Raw genomic sequence first — 19,217 nt, 5'->3', positions numbered from 1 at the left:
TCGAGAATCCGTTCAGTTATTCCCAACCTGCTTTATCACGGATACATCTGTAGGGGATTCCGTAATCCTTCTTCACATCCCAATTATGATAATCGTAGAATGTCTTGTCATCTATAGAGAGAGTTTCCCCTTTATTGATATTCACCCAAGCCACACTTGGCCACGTACCATAACAAGCCAAGTCTTTCACATTGGGAGCAGTTTTATTGGAGTATCCCCCCAATATGCGCAGATTAGTTGCCTCGCCGTCTTTATCAAACCAACAGTAAGTATATACAGCCTCCATTACCCGTGACTTGAGATGCTCTCCTACCCACAAAATATAATCTTTTGCCTCTGCACTGTTCAGTGCCGTCCAGCCCTCGGGACAAAGATTCTTCGCCCCCTCATTACCCGACTTACCTTGCATAGGAGTATTAAACGTGTAGCCTTCAGTTCCACAAAAATAAGCCTTATCCACAGTGTTATGCACAAGATAGGTGGACTGACGACAGTGCACCGGCGAATAGAGCTTCTCTCCCCACGATAGACAGGGAAGCGGAGTGCCCGGATACGGATCGGCAAACCCGATTACCAACAAGTTCTCATCTGAAACGGCTCCGTTAAGATGTGTGATAGCAAACTGACTTGTTTTCGCCGGATGTGCAGTCACCGTGTAAACAATCTCATGACGATAAAGACCACTACCTGCATCTTTAGTAGATGAAGAAATAGTAAGCCATGCAGGCAAACTTCCGTCATACGCAGCGTCCAATGCTGCTGAGCTATAATCTGTAACGACACGCTTTATAGTATATGGCATTGTAGCGTCAGCTGCAATTTTTACATAAGTCCCTTTAATATCTGTACCAGCAATGATAGTAGCTTTGTTATCCATTACAGAGATTCCGTCTTCAATCGTTACCCAATCAATTGAAGTTCCGTCTTTCCATTCTTCTACTGAGATATCAAAGCCTGTAGAACCGGCTATCTTTTTCGTATTAAGCTGATAGAGATAGTTGGCCTCCACATTAATATCAGCAGTAAGATTCAGATAAAGAGTCGGCCCTTCTGTATTGGTATTAGCAAGTTTAGTGGTAGCCCATACTACTGTTTTTTCATTCTGCTCAAGAGTTGAAGTCAACTGAGTCGGATAAAGATAGAAACTCTTTCCGTCATTAGCTAAATCAGCTGCCGGTATTTCCAAAACATCAGCAGATATATTGCCTGCATTACCACTTACGTCACCTATGAATCCTTGAGTGTATCTATTCTTAATATATACCTTATCAATCACTAATCCCGATTCTGTTGGATCATTCAACAAATCAAATCTAGCTACACGTCTTTTAAGTTTTACATCAACCTGATTGTTGGAAGATTCCACATCGGCAACTGTCACATACTCCTTACCATCTGTTTTGACATTAGACATAACAAATGGAGGATTCAACTTACCACTTTCGGCAACAGTTTTGCTATTTAGTAGTTCATCGATTGTATTTGTTGCACTCATATTAGGGAAATTGCTCTCATTCTCACTCTCCACAATGATAAACCTCTTTTCTCCTCCAGTCGAAGAAGCTAATTCTACGGTATATGACCTTGTATCACCATTTGCACCTACAGAAGCATCCGCATAATTTAAGACATACCTTTGTTCATACTTACCTTCTTTGCTAAATTGATAAAAGGCTATTTTGTCATTAGTGCCACCATTTTCGTTACCAACACCTACTGCCTTGGTAAGGAATGCACCCGGAGTATGCAAGTTAAATGTTATTTTACCTTTGCCAGAAGGCTGGGGATCATCAGGAATCGGGGTTTCATCACTTTTTGAACAACCGACTAAAACCGTTGAGAATAAAACCAAACAGATATAAATATTCTTTAGAATTTTGTAGTTTTTCATATGTAAACAAATTAATTACGCTCCTTATCCCAAAAGAGCTGACTAAACCATTAATAAATTGTTTTATAGTTCTAAAAAACGAGAGGCTGTACCCAATTCCAGATTTGAACACTGCCTCTCATTATTATATTCATCAATCAACAACCCATCAATTCCATTCGATTTGTTGGTCTTCGTCCGGAATCAACGTATTCAAGTCACGTTGCATACTTAATGTACCTTCTACTCTATACTTCATACGGTTACCCGGGCTAAGCGTATAGTCCTCAAATGAGTATCCCATAGACAAAGTGATATAGATATGCTTCAAGTAAGGCTTCACAGGATCGTTCTCTTCGACAATTGTATAATAAGGAGCTTCCTTAAATCTATCATCATCTCCTTCACCCAGCAACACAACTTTAAAGTTATTGCCATCCTCGCCCCCGTTATCTGTCCATAATCTCAGTTTCTTCTTCATCTCACTTCCTTCATTCAACGGTTCATTCGTAAACTCCACATACAACTTATACTTTTTACGATCTAAGTAATTCACATCACGAACCCCCATGTAAAGCATAATAGTCTTTTCGTCATACACATAAGCTTTATGAGTAGCTAACATGAAGTTATCCTTCTGATTCTCCAAGAATATCTTCAACAAGCTGCCATCATACGAACCTGAATAATCATTGAACGGAATAATATTCAACAATGCCTTCCGATAGTGCAGACGATTGTTCACCTGATAGTTATAAGACGGATCGTCCTGAATAGTCAATGGTAGAATATATTTATCCGACATATCCAACGGTTTAGCATTGTTCTGCCCTCCCAGAGTGAAATCAATAGGTAACAGCGCTTCAGATTCACCCGCAGGCATTTCTACTGTTTCCGGTATGGAATAGTACTGTTTTCCCAACTCTAGGTAAAAAAGTTCCTTACGACGTTCACCAAAACGTTCATGATTCAACGCCTTCAACGTATCTGTGTCAAGTGCCACATGGATAGTTCTTGCCTGTGTATTCATAGTAGAACCACTCAACAAAATCGGAAGCTGATAAGTCACCACTCCTCCTGGTTTATAGCGTACATAAGTAGAAGTTACCCCTTCGTTATTAATCTCCGCCTTGAAAGATGCCAACTGCTTGAATTGTTCATCTTCCCACTCATTGTTACATGAAGCGCAACATACCGCTGCCATCATGCCAATCAATAATTTACATATATTATTCATCTTTTCTATCCAAATTTAGTAGGTTTATTCCGGATCTTTCCAGCCCGGATTCTGAATCATCCACATATTCCGTTTCATTATATTGTGATGGATCGGCCAAAACCACATCTTCGTAGTAAACATGGTAGGCAAGGAAGTGACCTCTATCGGTGTATGAAAACCATCCGGATTTTCCGAAGTCAAATAGATATTACAACCATAAATAGGAAGAGCCTCTTCAATTGGAGCATCACACCAACGACGAATATCAAAGAAACGATGACCTTCCGCAAACAGTTCAATCTGACGTTCACGTTTTACTTTAATACGGAACTTCTTTACATCATCATACACCTCATAGTCTGGCAAGCCGGCACGAATGCGAATAGGCTGAATACCCTCCTTCAAAGCTGTTGCCGAACGTGTGATAGTATACATAGTCTCACCATTCCAAGACGGAATTTCATAAGAGCCTTCAACTTCGTTCAATGCTTCCGCATAATTCAACAGAATTTCCGCATATCGAATGTCCGGAGCATACTTTTGCACTACACGACTCACGTCATACGATTTTTCAGAATCAGCTAAATCTTTTGGGTGTACAAACTTCTTAATACCGATACCTGTACTCAAATAGTTAGTACCTGCTTTGTAACCATCTTGGGCATCTCTATAGTAGAAAATAGGAACATTCGTTTCTTCTTTCTCCTCCGCACTTGCATTCAACATATGCCATACACTACCATTGTAGGCTACTGATGCATAGAAACGGGGTTCACGGTTCACATACTGCTTGGAAATACCTTTTCCCAATGGACCTAATTCAGGATAATTAGACAGTTCGGACGTTTCAACCACACCTGCAACACGCGGTTGTTCATTATAACGACTTGGATCGGTATATCCATCCATACCTTTATACATAGAATTCATACCCGGACAATCACTACCATCTTTCATGTAATAAGCATCACATTGCTTCTGCGTCATGCCATGACAGTTATATCCGCCGCCCTGTGAACGAGGTAACTGATGGATAACCATTACCCTGATATTCTCAGCCCCCTGATTGACACCTCTAGTAAATATAATTTCGTCATTATTGTACGCACCCACTTCTCCATCAAACAAAGAACGGTATGATTCGAACGGATCAATATTTTTCCAGCCATTAGGCCAATCTTCCGTATGGAAAGTTCCGTTATCGTCTGGCGGAGTAATAGTTGTCGGGTAGGCCATATCATTACTTTCTCGTTTATAAGCCACATATAACTTATACCGTTTCAAGTTCATTACATCCTTAGCGGCGGCAGCAGCTCTTGCCCACTTCCGGTTGTCGTATGTATCGGACAGCAACTTACGCCCGCTTTTATCAACCAATGCATCAATCACCTCCGACGGTGCTTGTCCGTTATACAAAGGGCTTGCTGCATACAAAAGCACACGCGAACGAAGTGCCAATGCCGCACCACGTGTAGGACGAACAATATTCTGTACGTCGCGTGTGTCGTCCAACATCGTAGCCGCCTTCACCAATTCTTCAGCAATGTAATCCGCACATTCATCATACGTATTTCGAGGATAAGCGATATCATCATACTCTTTCGTATAATCGACCCCTTCATCCGGGACAATGGGCACCGGACCGAATGAACGAATCAGCATCCAATAGAAATATGCACGCAAAAAATGAGCCTGTCCTTTCATATCCGTAATCTCAGCTTCAGTAAGCTCTTCATTACCATCCACGTTATGAATAAAAATGGAAACGTGACGAATCGCTTGATAGGCGGCCTGCCATATATACAAACTGTTTCCACTACCTAATCCTTTTTCCGTATAGTTTCCACCCTTCCAATCTACATAATTCAAATCTATGTAGTACATATCATCTGCAAAATTGAAACTAGTGTTCTTCTTGCTGTTCACTTGTTGCAGATAATCGTGATTCATATAAGCGTATCCCTTTGCCAACCATTCATTGGTATAGTCCTTACTCTGAAACACATTTTCAATGTTAACACGTTCCTCGAAAAGGTAGTCTGAGTCCAAATAATCGGTACATCCGACAACCATGGTACTCACTCCTAATATAAAACCTAAATTTATTATAAGTTTCTTCATATTCTGTTCTTGTTTATAGATTAACTGATACGCCTAACGAAAGCGTCTTGCTTAACGGGTATTTCTTTCCGTCCGAACTTCCCAACTCCGGATCCCAATATTTAAACGGAGAGAATGTCAGCAAATTGGTTCCGATAAAGAAAACACGTACTTGATTCAAATGAATCTTATTAACCCAAGCTTTCGGAAAGGTATAGCCGATATCCAATGTCTTCAAACGAAGATAAGAACCATCTCTTAACCAATAATTAGATTCTTGATAGTTATTCTTATTATCACCATAAGTCAAACGAGGGAATTCTGCATTCGGATCTTCATTCTCACCCAGAATCCAACGGTTACTTTCTGCCATTTCCTTCAAAACATTTCCCCAACCGTCACCACCTTGGAACATAAAGATGGTTGTACCTTTGACAAAGAAAGAAGACTTACCTGCTCCTTGGAAATGAGCATTGAAATCCAACCCTTTCCATTTAGCCGAAAAACCGAATCCATACACCAAGTTAGGACGAGTGGTAGCACCGATAGCCACCCGGTCATTCGAGTCAATTATACCATCACCATTAATATCTTTATATTTAATGTCACCGGGCATCACCTCACCAAAGGTTTGCTTCGGACTATTTCTGATTTCCTCATAATCTTTGAACAATCCCAAAGCAATAAGTCCTCTTGCCTGATTAACACGATGTCCCTGGTCCAACTTATATTCATAAATGGTGTTCTCTTCATCTTTTTCTATCACCTTATTCTTACTGTAAGTAATATTACCACGTAACGTAAAATTCACTTTACCAAATTTCTGTTTGAATGCAAAATGACCATCAAATCCTTTTGCTTCTACAATACCAACATTTGCTTTCGAAGCATTACCAATTCCCACTTCATAAGGAATATAAGAACGAGTCATATAGATACCGTCACGACGTTCTTTAAAGTAGTCAATCTCTCCAGTCAGTTTGTCATTAAAGAAAGAAAAGTCAATACCCAAATCTTGTTTAGTAGCAACTTCCCACGAAATAGCTGGAGAAGCCACTGTTGAGTAATATTTTCCATTCCACAATTTCTCTCCAGTTCCAATATCTTCAAAATGGTAAACATTATTATCGGTTGCTATCGAATATAAATAGGGGAAACGTACTCTCTCATTGCCTTCGTACAAAGCATCATTTCCAGTCTTTCCATAAGAATAACGGATTTTCAACATATTCAACCATTTTCCGGCAATCTTTTTCATGAATGGTTCCTCAGCCAAGTTCCATGCACCGGAGATAGCCGGGAAGAATCCGAAACGATGATCTTTGTGGAAATTCTCAGAGCCGTTGTATCCGAAATTAAAATCAATAAAATAACGATAATTCCAGTTATAGTTGAAACGCCCGGCTATTCCCTGATTACGATAAGGAATACCGTTCTTCAAGTCTGTACCTATATTTTGAGTAAAAATCTTAGAAGCCTGCGTATACTTCAGTACACCTCCAACATGATGAGTTTTGAAAGCACGACTATAGTGCAGTTCCCATTCAAAGAACTCTCTCTTTTCTCCTTCCGAATTGGAAGATTGCGACATCACTTTTTCGTCTCTGATTTTCGTGAAATTCAATGTTCCATCTGGCTGACGATAACGGTCGGCCTTGTAAGCAGCCGGAGATTTATAACGTTTAATCCAATTGGAGTTATACGTATCATATCCAAATCTACCTACAAAACGCAATCCTTTAGTTACAAAATCCAATTTCTGTTCCAGCGTAAGACTTGTCTGAATATTATTCTTCCAACTTTCATTATATCCGGATTGTGTAGTCATTACCCAAGGATTCATATTATCATCCTTATCTGCCCATCCCGGAATTTTTCCATCCGAATATTCTGCCGGCATCATGATAGAATTATATCCCATCAATACAGTCCACAAATTATCTGTACCACTACCTGTATCATTCTGCTTACGCAAAGAACCGGATACCCCGACCTTCAACAGAGTCGTTTTCGTAATATCAATATCCACATTCATACGGTACGTCCATTTTCTGAAATGTGCGTTTGTATTATAATCCTTAAGGCTTTTGTCAGTCTTATACATACCTTGTTGATCCTGATAACTTCCGGAAACAAAGTAACGCGCTGTTTTACCACCACCACGCATATTCAACGTAGCACGTGAGCTCCAAGCACCGTCACGTAACACCATATCCATCCAGTCTACATCCGGGAAACGGTCTGGATCAAGTTGTGTACGAAACAGTTCCAATTCTGATGGCGAATACAAAGCCTCTTGATTTCTTGTCAAACGAGCTTCATTAGCCATAGAAGCATATGTGTAGCCGTCTACAAATTCTGGTGCCTTTGTAAAAGTGCTATAGAAACCTTCAACCTTTGCATCAATATTAATTTTACCTTCCTTACCACGCTTTGTATTAATCAGGACTACACCATTAGCTCCCTTACTACCATAAATAGCCGTTGCAGAAGCATCCTTCAACACTGTAAATGATTCAATATCTTCCACGCTCACTTCATCAATATCACGTTCGAATCCGTCTACAAGCACCAATGCAGCTGTATTAGCACCAAAAGTGGATATACTACGAATCCAGAACTCGGACACACTACCTGGTCGTCCGGAAGTTTGCATAGCCATTACACCCGGAACAACACCAGCCAATCCATCCACCACAGAAGTGGAAGGAACCGATTTCAACGCATCTACATCCACATTAGTAATGGCACCAGTCACTGCAATTTTCTTTTGTGCTCCCGTACCTGTAATTACGACTTCATCAATAATCGTACTAGCTGCTTCTTTCATTTTTACGTTGATGGTTTTTTGTTCTTTTACCAATACCACCACAGTTTCATAACCTATATATGAGAATACAAGTCTGTCATAAGCAGATGCCTTTATTTTGTATCGACCATTTATATCAGTAATAACACCCAACCCAGGCATATTCTGTATCGCAATATTCACACCAATTAAGGGTTCCTTATTCTCATCGGTCACCACTCCAGTTATCATTGCACTTTCCTGCGCCCAGACGGTTATGGAAAAGAGCAACAATAACATACATGCAATTAAATTTTTACTCCTCATAAAATATATGTGTTTATCATTTATTATTCTTCCATAGCAATTTTACGTATCACCGCTTGTTCATCTCCATTATGTTTCATACCTCTTTCACCTACATAGAAGCATTTTCTCTTTTCATCGTATGCAAGTGCCCACGGATGAGCAAACCGAGCTTCAGTACGCAGGGCACCGTTTGCAAAGCCAGGATCCTTAGAGTCATTTCCACGTCCGGCAAATGTTACAACTCTTCCTGTCGGAGTCAAAATACGAATACAATGATTATACTCATCACAGAAATAAAAATCATACTCATCTTCCTCACCTGCATATTCCGGATTCTTGACAAACACCCCTTGAGTCGGACCATTCAATTGCGCCCTGCTACCTACTCCGTCACGATAACCGCTTCCACTCGCACTTCCCGCCACGATATAAGGGGTCGAGAACTGATCAGTAGTAGAATTATAGTCCATACGGGAGATATACCCATTTCCTCTTTCATTGTATTGACGAAGCAAATAGGCATATTTTCCTGTAGGATGAACTACCATGCGCAATGTTTCTTTTACACGCGGATGCGTAGCTATTTTCGTTGTTGTCTTGTTCTCAAAATCATATTCATAAATCACTTGATCTGGATAAAGAGCATAATAAATCCTTCCCGTCTTAGGATGAACAAAGGCACCAACCACCTGCCTTTGCTTTGATTCGCCTAATTTTACTTCCGTTTTAAACTCTGAAGCACGTTTCTTCAATACGTTTACATTTCCATCTTTAGCCAAATCACGAGAAATAATCATATCTTGATTCTCATCTGCCGTCCAATTAATGATAGCAGGTTTATCACCAGTAGCACTTAAGGAAGGCTGCATAGTCACCGTTTTTTCTTCCAAATCAATCAGACGAATAGAACTTATATTATAACAAGTTAAATACAAATGGTCAAAATTTGATTTCGGATCAAACGAAAACCATGTAGCTCCTTTTATACATCCACATGCATCGAACGCTCCTTCGCCCTGAAAAGCATCTTTCTCGTTCTCAAAACGTTGACCAGCTAATGTAGAAACTAACCACTGTTTTACGTAAGTAAACTTTTCTTCTGCTTCAGCAAAAGCCACTTCTTCACCATTGTCATCATACACACTAATTTCCACATCACCTTCAGTAGCCATACGTGGTACTACACAATACAATATATTGTTCTTAACTGAAATGATATTAGCTTCTTTACCACCAACTATCACTTTCAATTTTTTGGGGTCGTTCCCAAAGTTTTCTCCATACAATATAATATTGTTACCAATACCACCCGATTTTGGGGAAAAATCTGTAATTACCACTGGCTTAGTAGGATCGAAAGGAAGATTCTCTTCTTTGTCTTCATCCTTACAAGCTGTAAAGCAAAGTACTATCAATGGCAATACCACTGCGCATAATCGGATAAACCGAGTTCTCCAATCACTTTTCTTTTTCATACATTAAATTTTAGTTTTACTTAGAAGTCTATATATTATCTATAGTTTCACACATATCAGTTATTAAATACCGGCAGTAAATCTCCCTTTGAAGGCACACATTTTCTAATAGTCGGCCAGCCATCTGCTGACCATACAACACGATCAAGCATGCCCAGACGTCCTCCAACCGCACCATTCTCTTTTACATAACTATGATATATCATCCAATCTGTACCTGCATCATCTGGAATTATTATGGAGTTATGACCAGGACCAAAGAATGTTTCACCGTCACCTTCCAACACTAACTCCCAAGAGTTGTCCAGCATATCTTTTCCTTTTCTATCGACATACGGACCAAGGAGATTTTCCGAACGGCCTACCACGACTTTATACTTACTATCCATTCCATTATTCGGACAGCAATTATTTATAGATGCAAACAAATAGTAGTACTTACCCTTCTTATAAATATTGGTGCCTTCAAATGCCCTGCCGCAGACCTGTTTCTTCAGCACAGGCTTACCATCTGCTCCCCGTTTCACAGAAAGACCATCATCCGTAAGTTCCGTCACATAAATACCGTTGAAACTCCCGACAAACATATATTTTTTACCATCTTCTTCATAATAGAACTGGTCGATACAATTAGAACCGAAATCATCTGTTATCAGCAACGGTTTAGCATTTAAGAAATCACCGACCGGACTATCTGAGGTAGCAACCGCTGTATAACTGATACTTCCATCCCCCCATTTTGCCCATGAGAAATAAAGCACATACTTTCCATTGATGTAGCGAATTTCCGGTGCCCAAAATGCACCTCCACCAGGAAGTACATCTTCAGTAGGTCTAGTTGCTTTTCTGAAAGCACTTCTTTTAAATTCCCAATTAACCAAGTCTTTAGAAAAATAAATAGGAATCCAATAGGAATTAGTTTGAGTAGCATACAAATAAAAGCCTTCATCAGTACGAATAACCGTAGGATCGGCTGCACTAGAAAAAGTTATTACCGGATTTGTATAAGTCATACCTATTTTGAAATAACAAATTTCATTATGAAGAGCAACGCTTTCATGAGAAGCCTCCCTTAGCTGTACAGGTAACAAATATTTTACAGCTTCCATTCCTTCACGCTTCACTGTAATTCCTCCAGTAGCTTCATTCTCTCCAGCTTTAAAAGATATCCCTTCTCCTAAATCATAGTTAGCCGAAGGAAGAAGACGATAAGAAGTCTTATAATCCTCATTATACTTAGCAACCAGTTCCTCCGCATTAGAAGGCACTGCTAATGTACATGTAAAGTTCCAAGGATTAGTCTTTATTTCTCCGTCTGCCCTACAATTAAAAGTAGCATCCACCGAAACCGGCATTGACATTTTACTAACACTAATTTCCTGTGATGGCATAACCAAACTAACCGTTGGATAATCAAACGATATATGCAAAAGAAAATCGCTTTGACTTTTACGGACCTTAGCAACAGATGAAGTAAGTCTCAATGCAATAACATATTCCGCTCCATTTTTTTTAAACTCAGTGAATACTTTATCCGGAGCAAATGTCACCTCTACTTTCTTTGAAGCAATGCCTTGTTCGAGAGTAATCTGTGGCGCACTTATCGAATATAATGAAGAGGGCAACAATTTATAAGCTGTTTCTTCCTCTTTATTATATGCCTCCAGATCTTTTTCATTCCACGCTTCCAACTGTGCAGTAAGAGCGACACTCGCACTGCCCCCCTTTAATTCTACAGAGAAAGGGTACACAACTTGTGCCACATCACTACTGGAAACTTTAATTACATTTAGTCCATTAGGCTGTACTTGTAAATACTGGTTCGAATTGACATCCCCATCTTCACCAGAAACATCCTTAGTATCATCAGAGCCACATGATAAAAAAAGCAAAAGCCCTGCACTAAGAAACATTAGCCCAATTTCTCGAATATTTTTTTTAATTGAATTGTAATTCATTACATATAGATTTAAGTAATACCCTGTGTTTTATACTATAAAAACGTTATCCTTTGAACTATCTTTTTAACTGTATCTAAAAACTAAATTTCGTATTATATAATAATGATCATTATCTTTATAAAAGGTACTAGTGCCCCTATTGTGTGATACAAAAGTAGAGAATCAGGAGTATTTAAGATATTAAATATAGGTCAATAAATGAAAAATTAGTCCCAAACTAATCTAAAGTATTCAAAGATAACACAGAAGAGCATTTATTAGTACTTATCTGAACAATATCTTTCTTTTATTGGATAATTTCTTCTTCAACAATCCACTATTCTAAGATAATAACTATATCCTAAGCTAACAGCAAGCCATTTTTATCTAATTGCCTTCTTTATAACCGGACAAACTAAATCAGCATATCTCATCATACCTAAGTCTGTAAAATGAATACCATCTACAGTAGCCTCTCCATCCTCTCCCAGCATATTCTTTGATGAAATAAGAATGATATTTTTCTCATTTCTTTTCTTTAAATGATTGAATATCTCTTTCAACGTATCATTCTTTCGTCGCACTTCTTTAGCAACCTTTTCATCATAAAATGTATGAGGAAAAATAGGATCCTCTATAAAAATAATTGGTGTATCCGGATGTTTACCACGAATGATACGATAGAATGTTTCCATCCGTTCTTTCATCTTTGCAACAGAAGCATTAGGCACAAAGTCCAAAACGAAAACACTAGCTTCTACTTCAGCTATTACTTTAGCTACTTCCAAATCTAGAAATGCATTTCCACTGAATCCTAAATTGATACATTCACGGTTCAATCTTCTCGATATAATATTGGTATGTGCCATTCCTGGACGTGAAGCACAACCTCCTTGAAGAATGCTGGTTCCATAAAAAACAACAGGATTCTTACGAATTGGATAATCCACTAACGGCTGACTAATAGTAGCCAAAGAATCAACTCCGATAGACAAAGAAATAAGACCATCATACAATGGCAAATAAAGCATGTATTCTCTTTCTTCAGGATGCATATTTTTTATAATGGTGACCTGATTTGTTTTTCCTTTCGGACGGGCACTATTGACAAAACGCCAGTCACCATTCTTCTGAAGACAGTAAAGGTCTAAACCTTTTGCACCAGTATCAGTCATATGATTCATGTGGGTATTAAAAAGAGCCACCCATTTAGCTGCTATCGTAGTGGAATTACTACGGAAACGTATTGCCATTCCCGCAGAGTTACGGCTTAAATTCCATAATGGAGCACGAGAAATATTCTTTAATGAATCTGGAAACCTTTCATATCGTGCCCCAGCACTCTCTGTCGCACTTCCTAATAATGGAAAATTCGATGCATCGTGGTATACTAATTGAGCATGTATATGAAACACTAAAAAAAGCACAATAAAAATACAAAATTCTCTTTTCATATTCAAGCATTATAATTTCAGGCCCTCCGAAAATAAATATATGTTATGTTAAAAGCAACAATACACTATGAATAAAGAAACTCCTAGATCTGTATCCGGTCTTTTATTGTTTTATTTATTCAATAATGCATAAGCACACCATATTATCGGTGCCTGTCCATGATAATCACCGGCGATGCGGGGACGATCCATATAATATTGTTTACTGTTTTTCTTTCCGGTTCCAACACAAACTTCAGTAAGATCATTCTTGTCATTAATATAATTACATAAGCCAAGCCAAGCACGGCGTGCCACTGGAGCATATTCCTCTTTATTCAGCCAGCCGTTGTTGACACCCACAATCATGGCATAGGCAAACATTGCCGAGCCAGATGTCTCTGTCCAAAAGTCCGGTTCGGTAATCAGTTGATTCCAAAGACCGTCCTTGTTCACGTATTTCTTCAAGTTATCCATCATCAACAAGTAACCTTTCATGATACGCGCACGATTAGGATCCTTTTCCGGTAAGCTATAAAGCAACTCCGTCATACCGACAGCCATCCAACCATCACCACGTCCCCAATAATAAGGTACATCCGGTGCATGATAGAAAAGACCGTTGGGATGTTGCAATTCGTCCAAATACAGAACCATTTCTTTGGCAGCCCTATTTATGTACTTAGGATCACCAGTAGCTTTATAAGCCTCAGATTGCACAATAGTAATCATATACATATCATCAATCCAAAGACGAGTTTGCCAAGAATATCCCTTCTTATCCCATTTACGCTCCTCTTCATTCGCATTAGCAGGAAGTTCCCATTGAGTGTCAGCATAGGGTAGTCCAAGGTCCAAATAACGTTTGTCTTTCGTTATATTATAAAATCTCAGAGGTAAGCAACCAAACATATTTTGGTCTACGTGAATCGGCGGAGGTAGAAGTTCTTTTTCCAGATGAAACAATAATTCGAAACGATTTCTCAATAGTTTCATCAATTCTTTATTATTTGTTAATTCTGCAAAACGGAGAGCTCCGTACCATGTACACACCTCTGCATAATGTATTCCTCTATCAAAATACAGTTGATGTTTAGTTTCCATTAAGCGTCTGCTTAATTTATTTCCAACAGTCTTTGGATCTGCCTTCACTGGAAAATCTCCAAAATAATTTTGAGCAGAAATCACGTTTGAACTCAAAAAAACGGCCATCAATAAGGCATAAATCAAATAATTCCTTTTCATAATTGTGGTGTTCTATATAATTAATTATTCAATATTAAATTCTCCAAATCATAATCCAGTCACCGGTATCCAACGGGCCGTACTTGTAGACGCAACATCACAAATAGCGTCTACCGAATTCCGTTTTGTAACAGAAAAATTGACAAGTACCTGCCCGGAAGTTATAGTTAATTCAGAACGTGGAATAGCAATTTCAGCAATATATCCATAATTATCAATACGCCTCTCGTTTGTTTCATCGCAGACATAAGTTTTGACCTGGGCATCTAATTGCGCTTCTTTCCATGATGCATCATATATTTCACAATTTTTCAGTCCATTCATTGTTACTTGTATACAACAAGCACCTTTTGACAGCTTATTATTACTCACAGGAGATATGTATAAGGAAGCGTAATCAGAGACTAGCAAGTTTCGATCAAGTACTTCTAACAGGAAATAAATATTATCATCATCATACGAACAACGTAACGTTCCTTGTGCTTGTGACTTACTGCCCACAAAGAGTGCATGATCTGTATTTGCCCACTCTTTATTGTTACCATCTATCGTTACTTTTCTTTTCACGGCATCAATACGATGATTAAGTACAAACTGTGCCATCTGAACCGGTCCTTCTTTCGCTTTAACATTAGTTCCAACCAGAGTATGTGAATCAATAATACAGAATGATCCCCAATAACCACCAGAAAAAGGTTGATAAGCGCTACCGAAATTACGAGCAGTGGCATCTCCTATTTTAAGAGTATATTTACTTGACGATTCATACGAAAGGACGGTTTCTCCCGAAGGGAACTGTCCCAAATATGGTCCCATACCGGAGAAAACACAATTATTACTATCGGCAGGCCCTTCCTGATCGGCAGCCAAATATTCCCATTCGTCTTTATCTGCATAACAAAGCGAAATATGATATCCTGAATTATTGGTTTCCACAGCTGCAGCCAATCCTTTATTATCATTGAGTCTCACAACAGAAGGCATCTGATGATTATAGCCGACAATTCCATTTTTCTCCCATCTCATTCGCAATACATAATAAGGAGAAGAGCTAAAGTCCGGTCTCCATGTCTTTCCTCCATCAGTAGAAACAACCATTGCTGTACCTGTATCTGTGCCATGTCCTTCCAAACCAGTACGACTGCTATCTGTAAAGTAACAGTGTAATTCACCTGTAGGCAACTCCAACAAGAAAGGTTCCCAATTAACCCCCTGATATATCTTGACTGGTTCACTCCAAGTGACACCATTATCCGTACTACGCCTTAATTCAATTCCTGCATCTTCCGGTAAATCGCGATAACCGGAATTAGCCCTGCAAGATGCAACAGCCAATATATCTCCATTAGAAAGCACCAGTCCATCGCAATTAGCATAGCAATGTATATTCTTATTGCCTTTGCTATCAATAATGTCATAACTGTTAAATATCTCTCCTTTATTGATCCACGTTTTCAGATCCTTACTAAGTGCATAAACACAACGCCGACCAATATTATTATTAGCACTGCCATTGTGATAGAACAAAACATAGTCGCCATTCTTCATCTTTTTTATACGAGGATAGCGAGGATAAGAAGATTCCATAGTCACAAACATCCGATAATTCATCATCAATGAAGAACGTTTCGTAACATCTGCATGGGAATTTATAATAGGAGTCCCCTGATTCAATTCCCCTATAGGTGTGATGCTACAGAGCACAGGTTCTTGGGTTTCATCATCCTTTGGTTTCTCCGTATTCCCGTTATCGGCAGGTAAATTCTCATTATTCTCCCCACCGCCCCCACACGCTATAAATGAAATAGCTATGGAGAAAAATAACATAAAAAAAGTGTGTTTCATAGCTCTACTATATTATTCAGCTTACTATTTCCCCTGTCTCGTCGGTTGCGGTCCTAAATAAGAACGCTTCATTCCTCCGAAATCCAGAACAATCTTTTGCAGGACAGTTCCAGCATCGCCACATATAATTTTCACTGTGTGTTTACCCGGTTTATCGATATGCAAAGTGGTCTTGTTTATTCTACAGTTCTTCAACACACTTTCGTACCAGATTTGTGCGTACTCAAAAGAAGAAGTGGAAGGGTTCATTACAGGACCTTCATCAATACATACTCCATATTTCGTTTCCACATTCGTTGCTTCATGTCCGGCATATCCACGATCCTTACTTAGAGTAAATGTAGGTAGTACATACGTATAAACATCAACCGAACCTTGTTCGAATGTATAGAAATCATATTCCAGGCGAGGCGTACTGCGACCAGCAGTCCGCTGTGGAGCGGCTGTCGGATCACCTAGCTGAATAGCTGTATTTTCTATTCCCAAATTAGGAATCGTTCTCATTTGAATAGCTTTGTTCTCTACTTTCCGGTGGAAACCGGCAGCATCAATGGAAACATATCCGTTGTGTTCTACAAATAAAGAATCCATTTCGGCTAATGAAGGAGAGGAAGGATTGAAAACAGAAATATAGACATTCTCCTTCTCACCACTACCAGATGCGATTTCCAATGTTCCGAATACTTTCTCACCAGTCGGGACCTTAGCCCAGTCGATTGAGACTTCGATACGACTTTCCGTGGCAGTTTCTCCGGCTTTCTGACTTAACAGAATCCAGTTATCTGAAACCGATGCTTTCCATTTCAAAGGAGTCGCTCCTTTATTGAAAACATCTACGTAATAGGATTGGCGGAAGTATGTGTTGAAAGATGGTAGTGAATGGAAACTCTTCTGCCCCTTCAAAATGTCTTCTCCTTCTGCCAATATACCCAAAGAGGCTGTAGGTGCCAGATTAACCTTCCGCAGAGCCGGGAGTTCAAAGTAGGCTGCGGCAAATCCCTGTTTCATGGTCATTACATGATCCCATTTACCTCCAAGTAATGAGTTATATCCTTTTGTGATTACTTCCAGACTATCATAACAAGCCTTAGTCATTTTTTCCAATTCAGCAGTAGTCGCTCTCTGTTGAACAGAATACCAACGATTTCTCTGTCCGTTGAGAATCATACGGTTCAATAGTTCACAACCTTTGACCGGATAATATAATGATTGATAATAACATGCTTTTTTATCTTCCGGTAAAGCTTTCAATATTTTTTCTGCCACATTTCCTATCCGTTGATATTCAGCCAGACGAGTATCCACTTCACGATAATTGGCAAGCGAAAAATCTGTATCCGTATTTCGCTCTCTTCCGTGTTTATCGGTAGCCCACTGATAACCCCATCCCATGAATTCAGGTTTACGGGCGAAAGCCAATTTATAGAAAGAATCTATCACATCCTGATATTCAACCCGATAGTCATCGCCCAACATACCACACAACCATTCGGTACGGTAGTTTGCCGCTCTTTCAAAATTGAACGAGTCAATATCGAAAGCCATTGTCAGAAAATAATCTACAGCAAATTCACAGGACTTGATATCTCCGGCGTTGAGTAGCCAAATGCGATCAGCCGTCATGTCGTATGCCTTACGGAGTTCTTCATACATCAATGTAGGGGAAGTTGTGTTCATCCAAAGATGATCGTGAGGTTTACCCAGATAAGATGAATGATAATATACTCCCGAACGTCCGGAACGTTTCTGCTCTTTCGGACTACTCAAACGTTTCATATATCCATAATTATCATCCGGCCAGATAATGGTCACATCATCCGGAAGTTCCAACCCCTGATCGTATACATCGAGTACTTCTTTATATGGAGTAAAGGCTTGAGGAATGTCTTCCGCACGCTTACCGATGGCATCTACCAGCATTTGCCTTTGTGCCATCAATGCTTCCTGAAGCATATCTTTTCTATCGGACATATTATTGCTCGCATTCATCGCCCGATCGTGCAATCCACGCAAAGCCAAGGTATATACATTTTCAAACGGAGCACATTCTTCTACGCGCGATTTCAAGACTTTGTCGACACCGTCCTTATTATTGATATAATCCCATTCGCCCATTTTATCACGTTTCCATTCGCTTGCTGTATTAAACAATAATGGTTCGCAATGAGAGGAACCCATGACAATAGCAAAACTATCCGCTACCAAACGATTTTCCGGAATACGGTGGAAAGCCATAGATGCATCATGCATAGCCGGACAAAGATAATTGGCCTGAAGACGAAGCAATAATTCGCATACTTTTGCATACGTTCTCGGTCCGAAGTTTCCACGTTCCTTTTCGTAATTATCCCTTGACCAACGGTAAAGTCCCCAGTCTTCATCATTGATAAAGACACCTCTGAACTTGACTGATGGTGTTTTGGAGATAAACTTATCGACTTTTACACTTACTCGTTTCTGTTGTTTGATCGGAGCATCCGCCCACCAATACCAGGGAGATACTCCGATTGCTTTTGAAATAGAGAGAAGTCCATAGGCAGTACCACGCCTGTCACTTCCGGCTACGACAATTGCCTTCTTTATACCCGGAACAGGATTGTTGACTACCTCTATTATATAGCGTTCCCAACCTCCGGCAATAGCTGCCGTATCTATTTTGTTTCTGGATGCCAAGGCGTCAATCCATCCGCTTTCTCCTATAGTCCCAGCGATAATGGCATAACGCGCGGATACTTTCCCAGGCTTGCTTTCATCCATCTTCAACTCTTGCCCTGTCACACGGCGAACATCATCTACCAAAAGAGATGCACTCTTACGTACTACAGTCGCATCTTTTCCATCAAAACAAACAACTGCATTCATTGATGAAGAAACAATAGGAAAACTATTCTTTCCGGTTCCTTTGTCGAGTAAAACTTGTGCTTCTGCCGAAATCAGGCTACAACAAAATAAGCCCAACAATAAAATCTTATTTTTCATATAAACGTTAGATT

10 protein-coding genes are annotated in these 19,217 nt (G+C 39.5%); all 10 read right to left on the bottom strand.

Annotated features, from left to right (window positions below):
- Positions 1-16: 16 nt before the first annotated feature.
- The 10 genes from CJF29_RS01295 to CJF29_RS01250 all read right to left on the bottom strand — a co-directional run bounded on the left by CJF29_RS01295 (position 17) and on the right by CJF29_RS01250 (position 19,203).
- Positions 17-1,891: a hypothetical protein gene (locus CJF29_RS01295; RefSeq protein WP_099146580.1), complete on the bottom strand. Its 1,875-nt coding sequence runs from the start codon at positions 1,889-1,891 to the stop codon at positions 17-19.
- A 148-nt stretch (positions 1,892-2,039) separates the two neighbouring features.
- Positions 2,040-3,107 (bottom strand): DUF4973 domain-containing protein, encoded by a 1,068-nt coding sequence (locus CJF29_RS01290; protein ID WP_099146581.1) that lies wholly within the window; start codon positions 3,105-3,107, stop codon positions 2,040-2,042.
- Between the two features lie 24 nt (positions 3,108-3,131).
- Complete coding sequence (locus CJF29_RS01285; protein ID WP_099146582.1) at positions 3,132-5,210, bottom strand: RagB/SusD family nutrient uptake outer membrane protein; 2,079 nt, start codon at positions 5,208-5,210, stop codon at positions 3,132-3,134.
- A gap of 13 nt (positions 5,211-5,223) precedes the next feature.
- Complete coding sequence (locus CJF29_RS01280) at positions 5,224-8,304, bottom strand: SusC/RagA family TonB-linked outer membrane protein (RefSeq protein WP_099146583.1); 3,081 nt, start codon at positions 8,302-8,304, stop codon at positions 5,224-5,226.
- Between the two features lie 23 nt (positions 8,305-8,327).
- Positions 8,328-9,761, bottom strand: a complete 1,434-nt coding sequence (locus CJF29_RS01275; protein ID WP_099146584.1) for an IPT/TIG domain-containing protein — start codon at positions 9,759-9,761, stop codon at positions 8,328-8,330.
- 56 nt (positions 9,762-9,817) lie between these two features.
- Positions 9,818-11,719 carry a family 43 glycosylhydrolase gene (locus CJF29_RS01270; protein WP_099146585.1) on the bottom strand — a complete coding sequence of 634 codons (1,902 nt, stop codon included), beginning with the start codon at positions 11,717-11,719 and terminating at the stop codon, positions 9,818-9,820.
- A gap of 365 nt (positions 11,720-12,084) precedes the next feature.
- Positions 12,085-13,155 (bottom strand): SGNH/GDSL hydrolase family protein, encoded by a 1,071-nt coding sequence (locus CJF29_RS01265; RefSeq protein ID WP_099146586.1) that lies wholly within the window; start codon positions 13,153-13,155, stop codon positions 12,085-12,087.
- A gap of 111 nt (positions 13,156-13,266) precedes the next feature.
- A complete protein-coding gene (locus tag CJF29_RS01260; protein ID WP_099146587.1) occupies positions 13,267-14,379 on the bottom strand; it encodes a glycoside hydrolase family 105 protein in 1,113 nt (370 codons plus the stop codon).
- Positions 14,380-14,427: 48 nt separating this feature from the next.
- A complete protein-coding gene (locus tag CJF29_RS01255) occupies positions 14,428-16,224 on the bottom strand; it encodes a hypothetical protein (RefSeq protein WP_099146588.1) in 1,797 nt (598 codons plus the stop codon).
- Between the two features lie 24 nt (positions 16,225-16,248).
- A complete protein-coding gene (locus CJF29_RS01250; protein ID WP_099146589.1) occupies positions 16,249-19,203 on the bottom strand; it encodes a glycosyl hydrolase 115 family protein in 2,955 nt (984 codons plus the stop codon).
- Positions 19,204-19,217: the final 14 nt, after the last annotated feature.

The organism is Bacteroides celer, from assembly GCF_002632415.2.
Classification (GTDB): domain Bacteria; phylum Bacteroidota; class Bacteroidia; order Bacteroidales; family Bacteroidaceae; genus Bacteroides.
The sequence above is the reverse complement of the archived record's forward strand: the minus strand, read 5'-3'. Positions and strand labels throughout refer to the sequence as shown.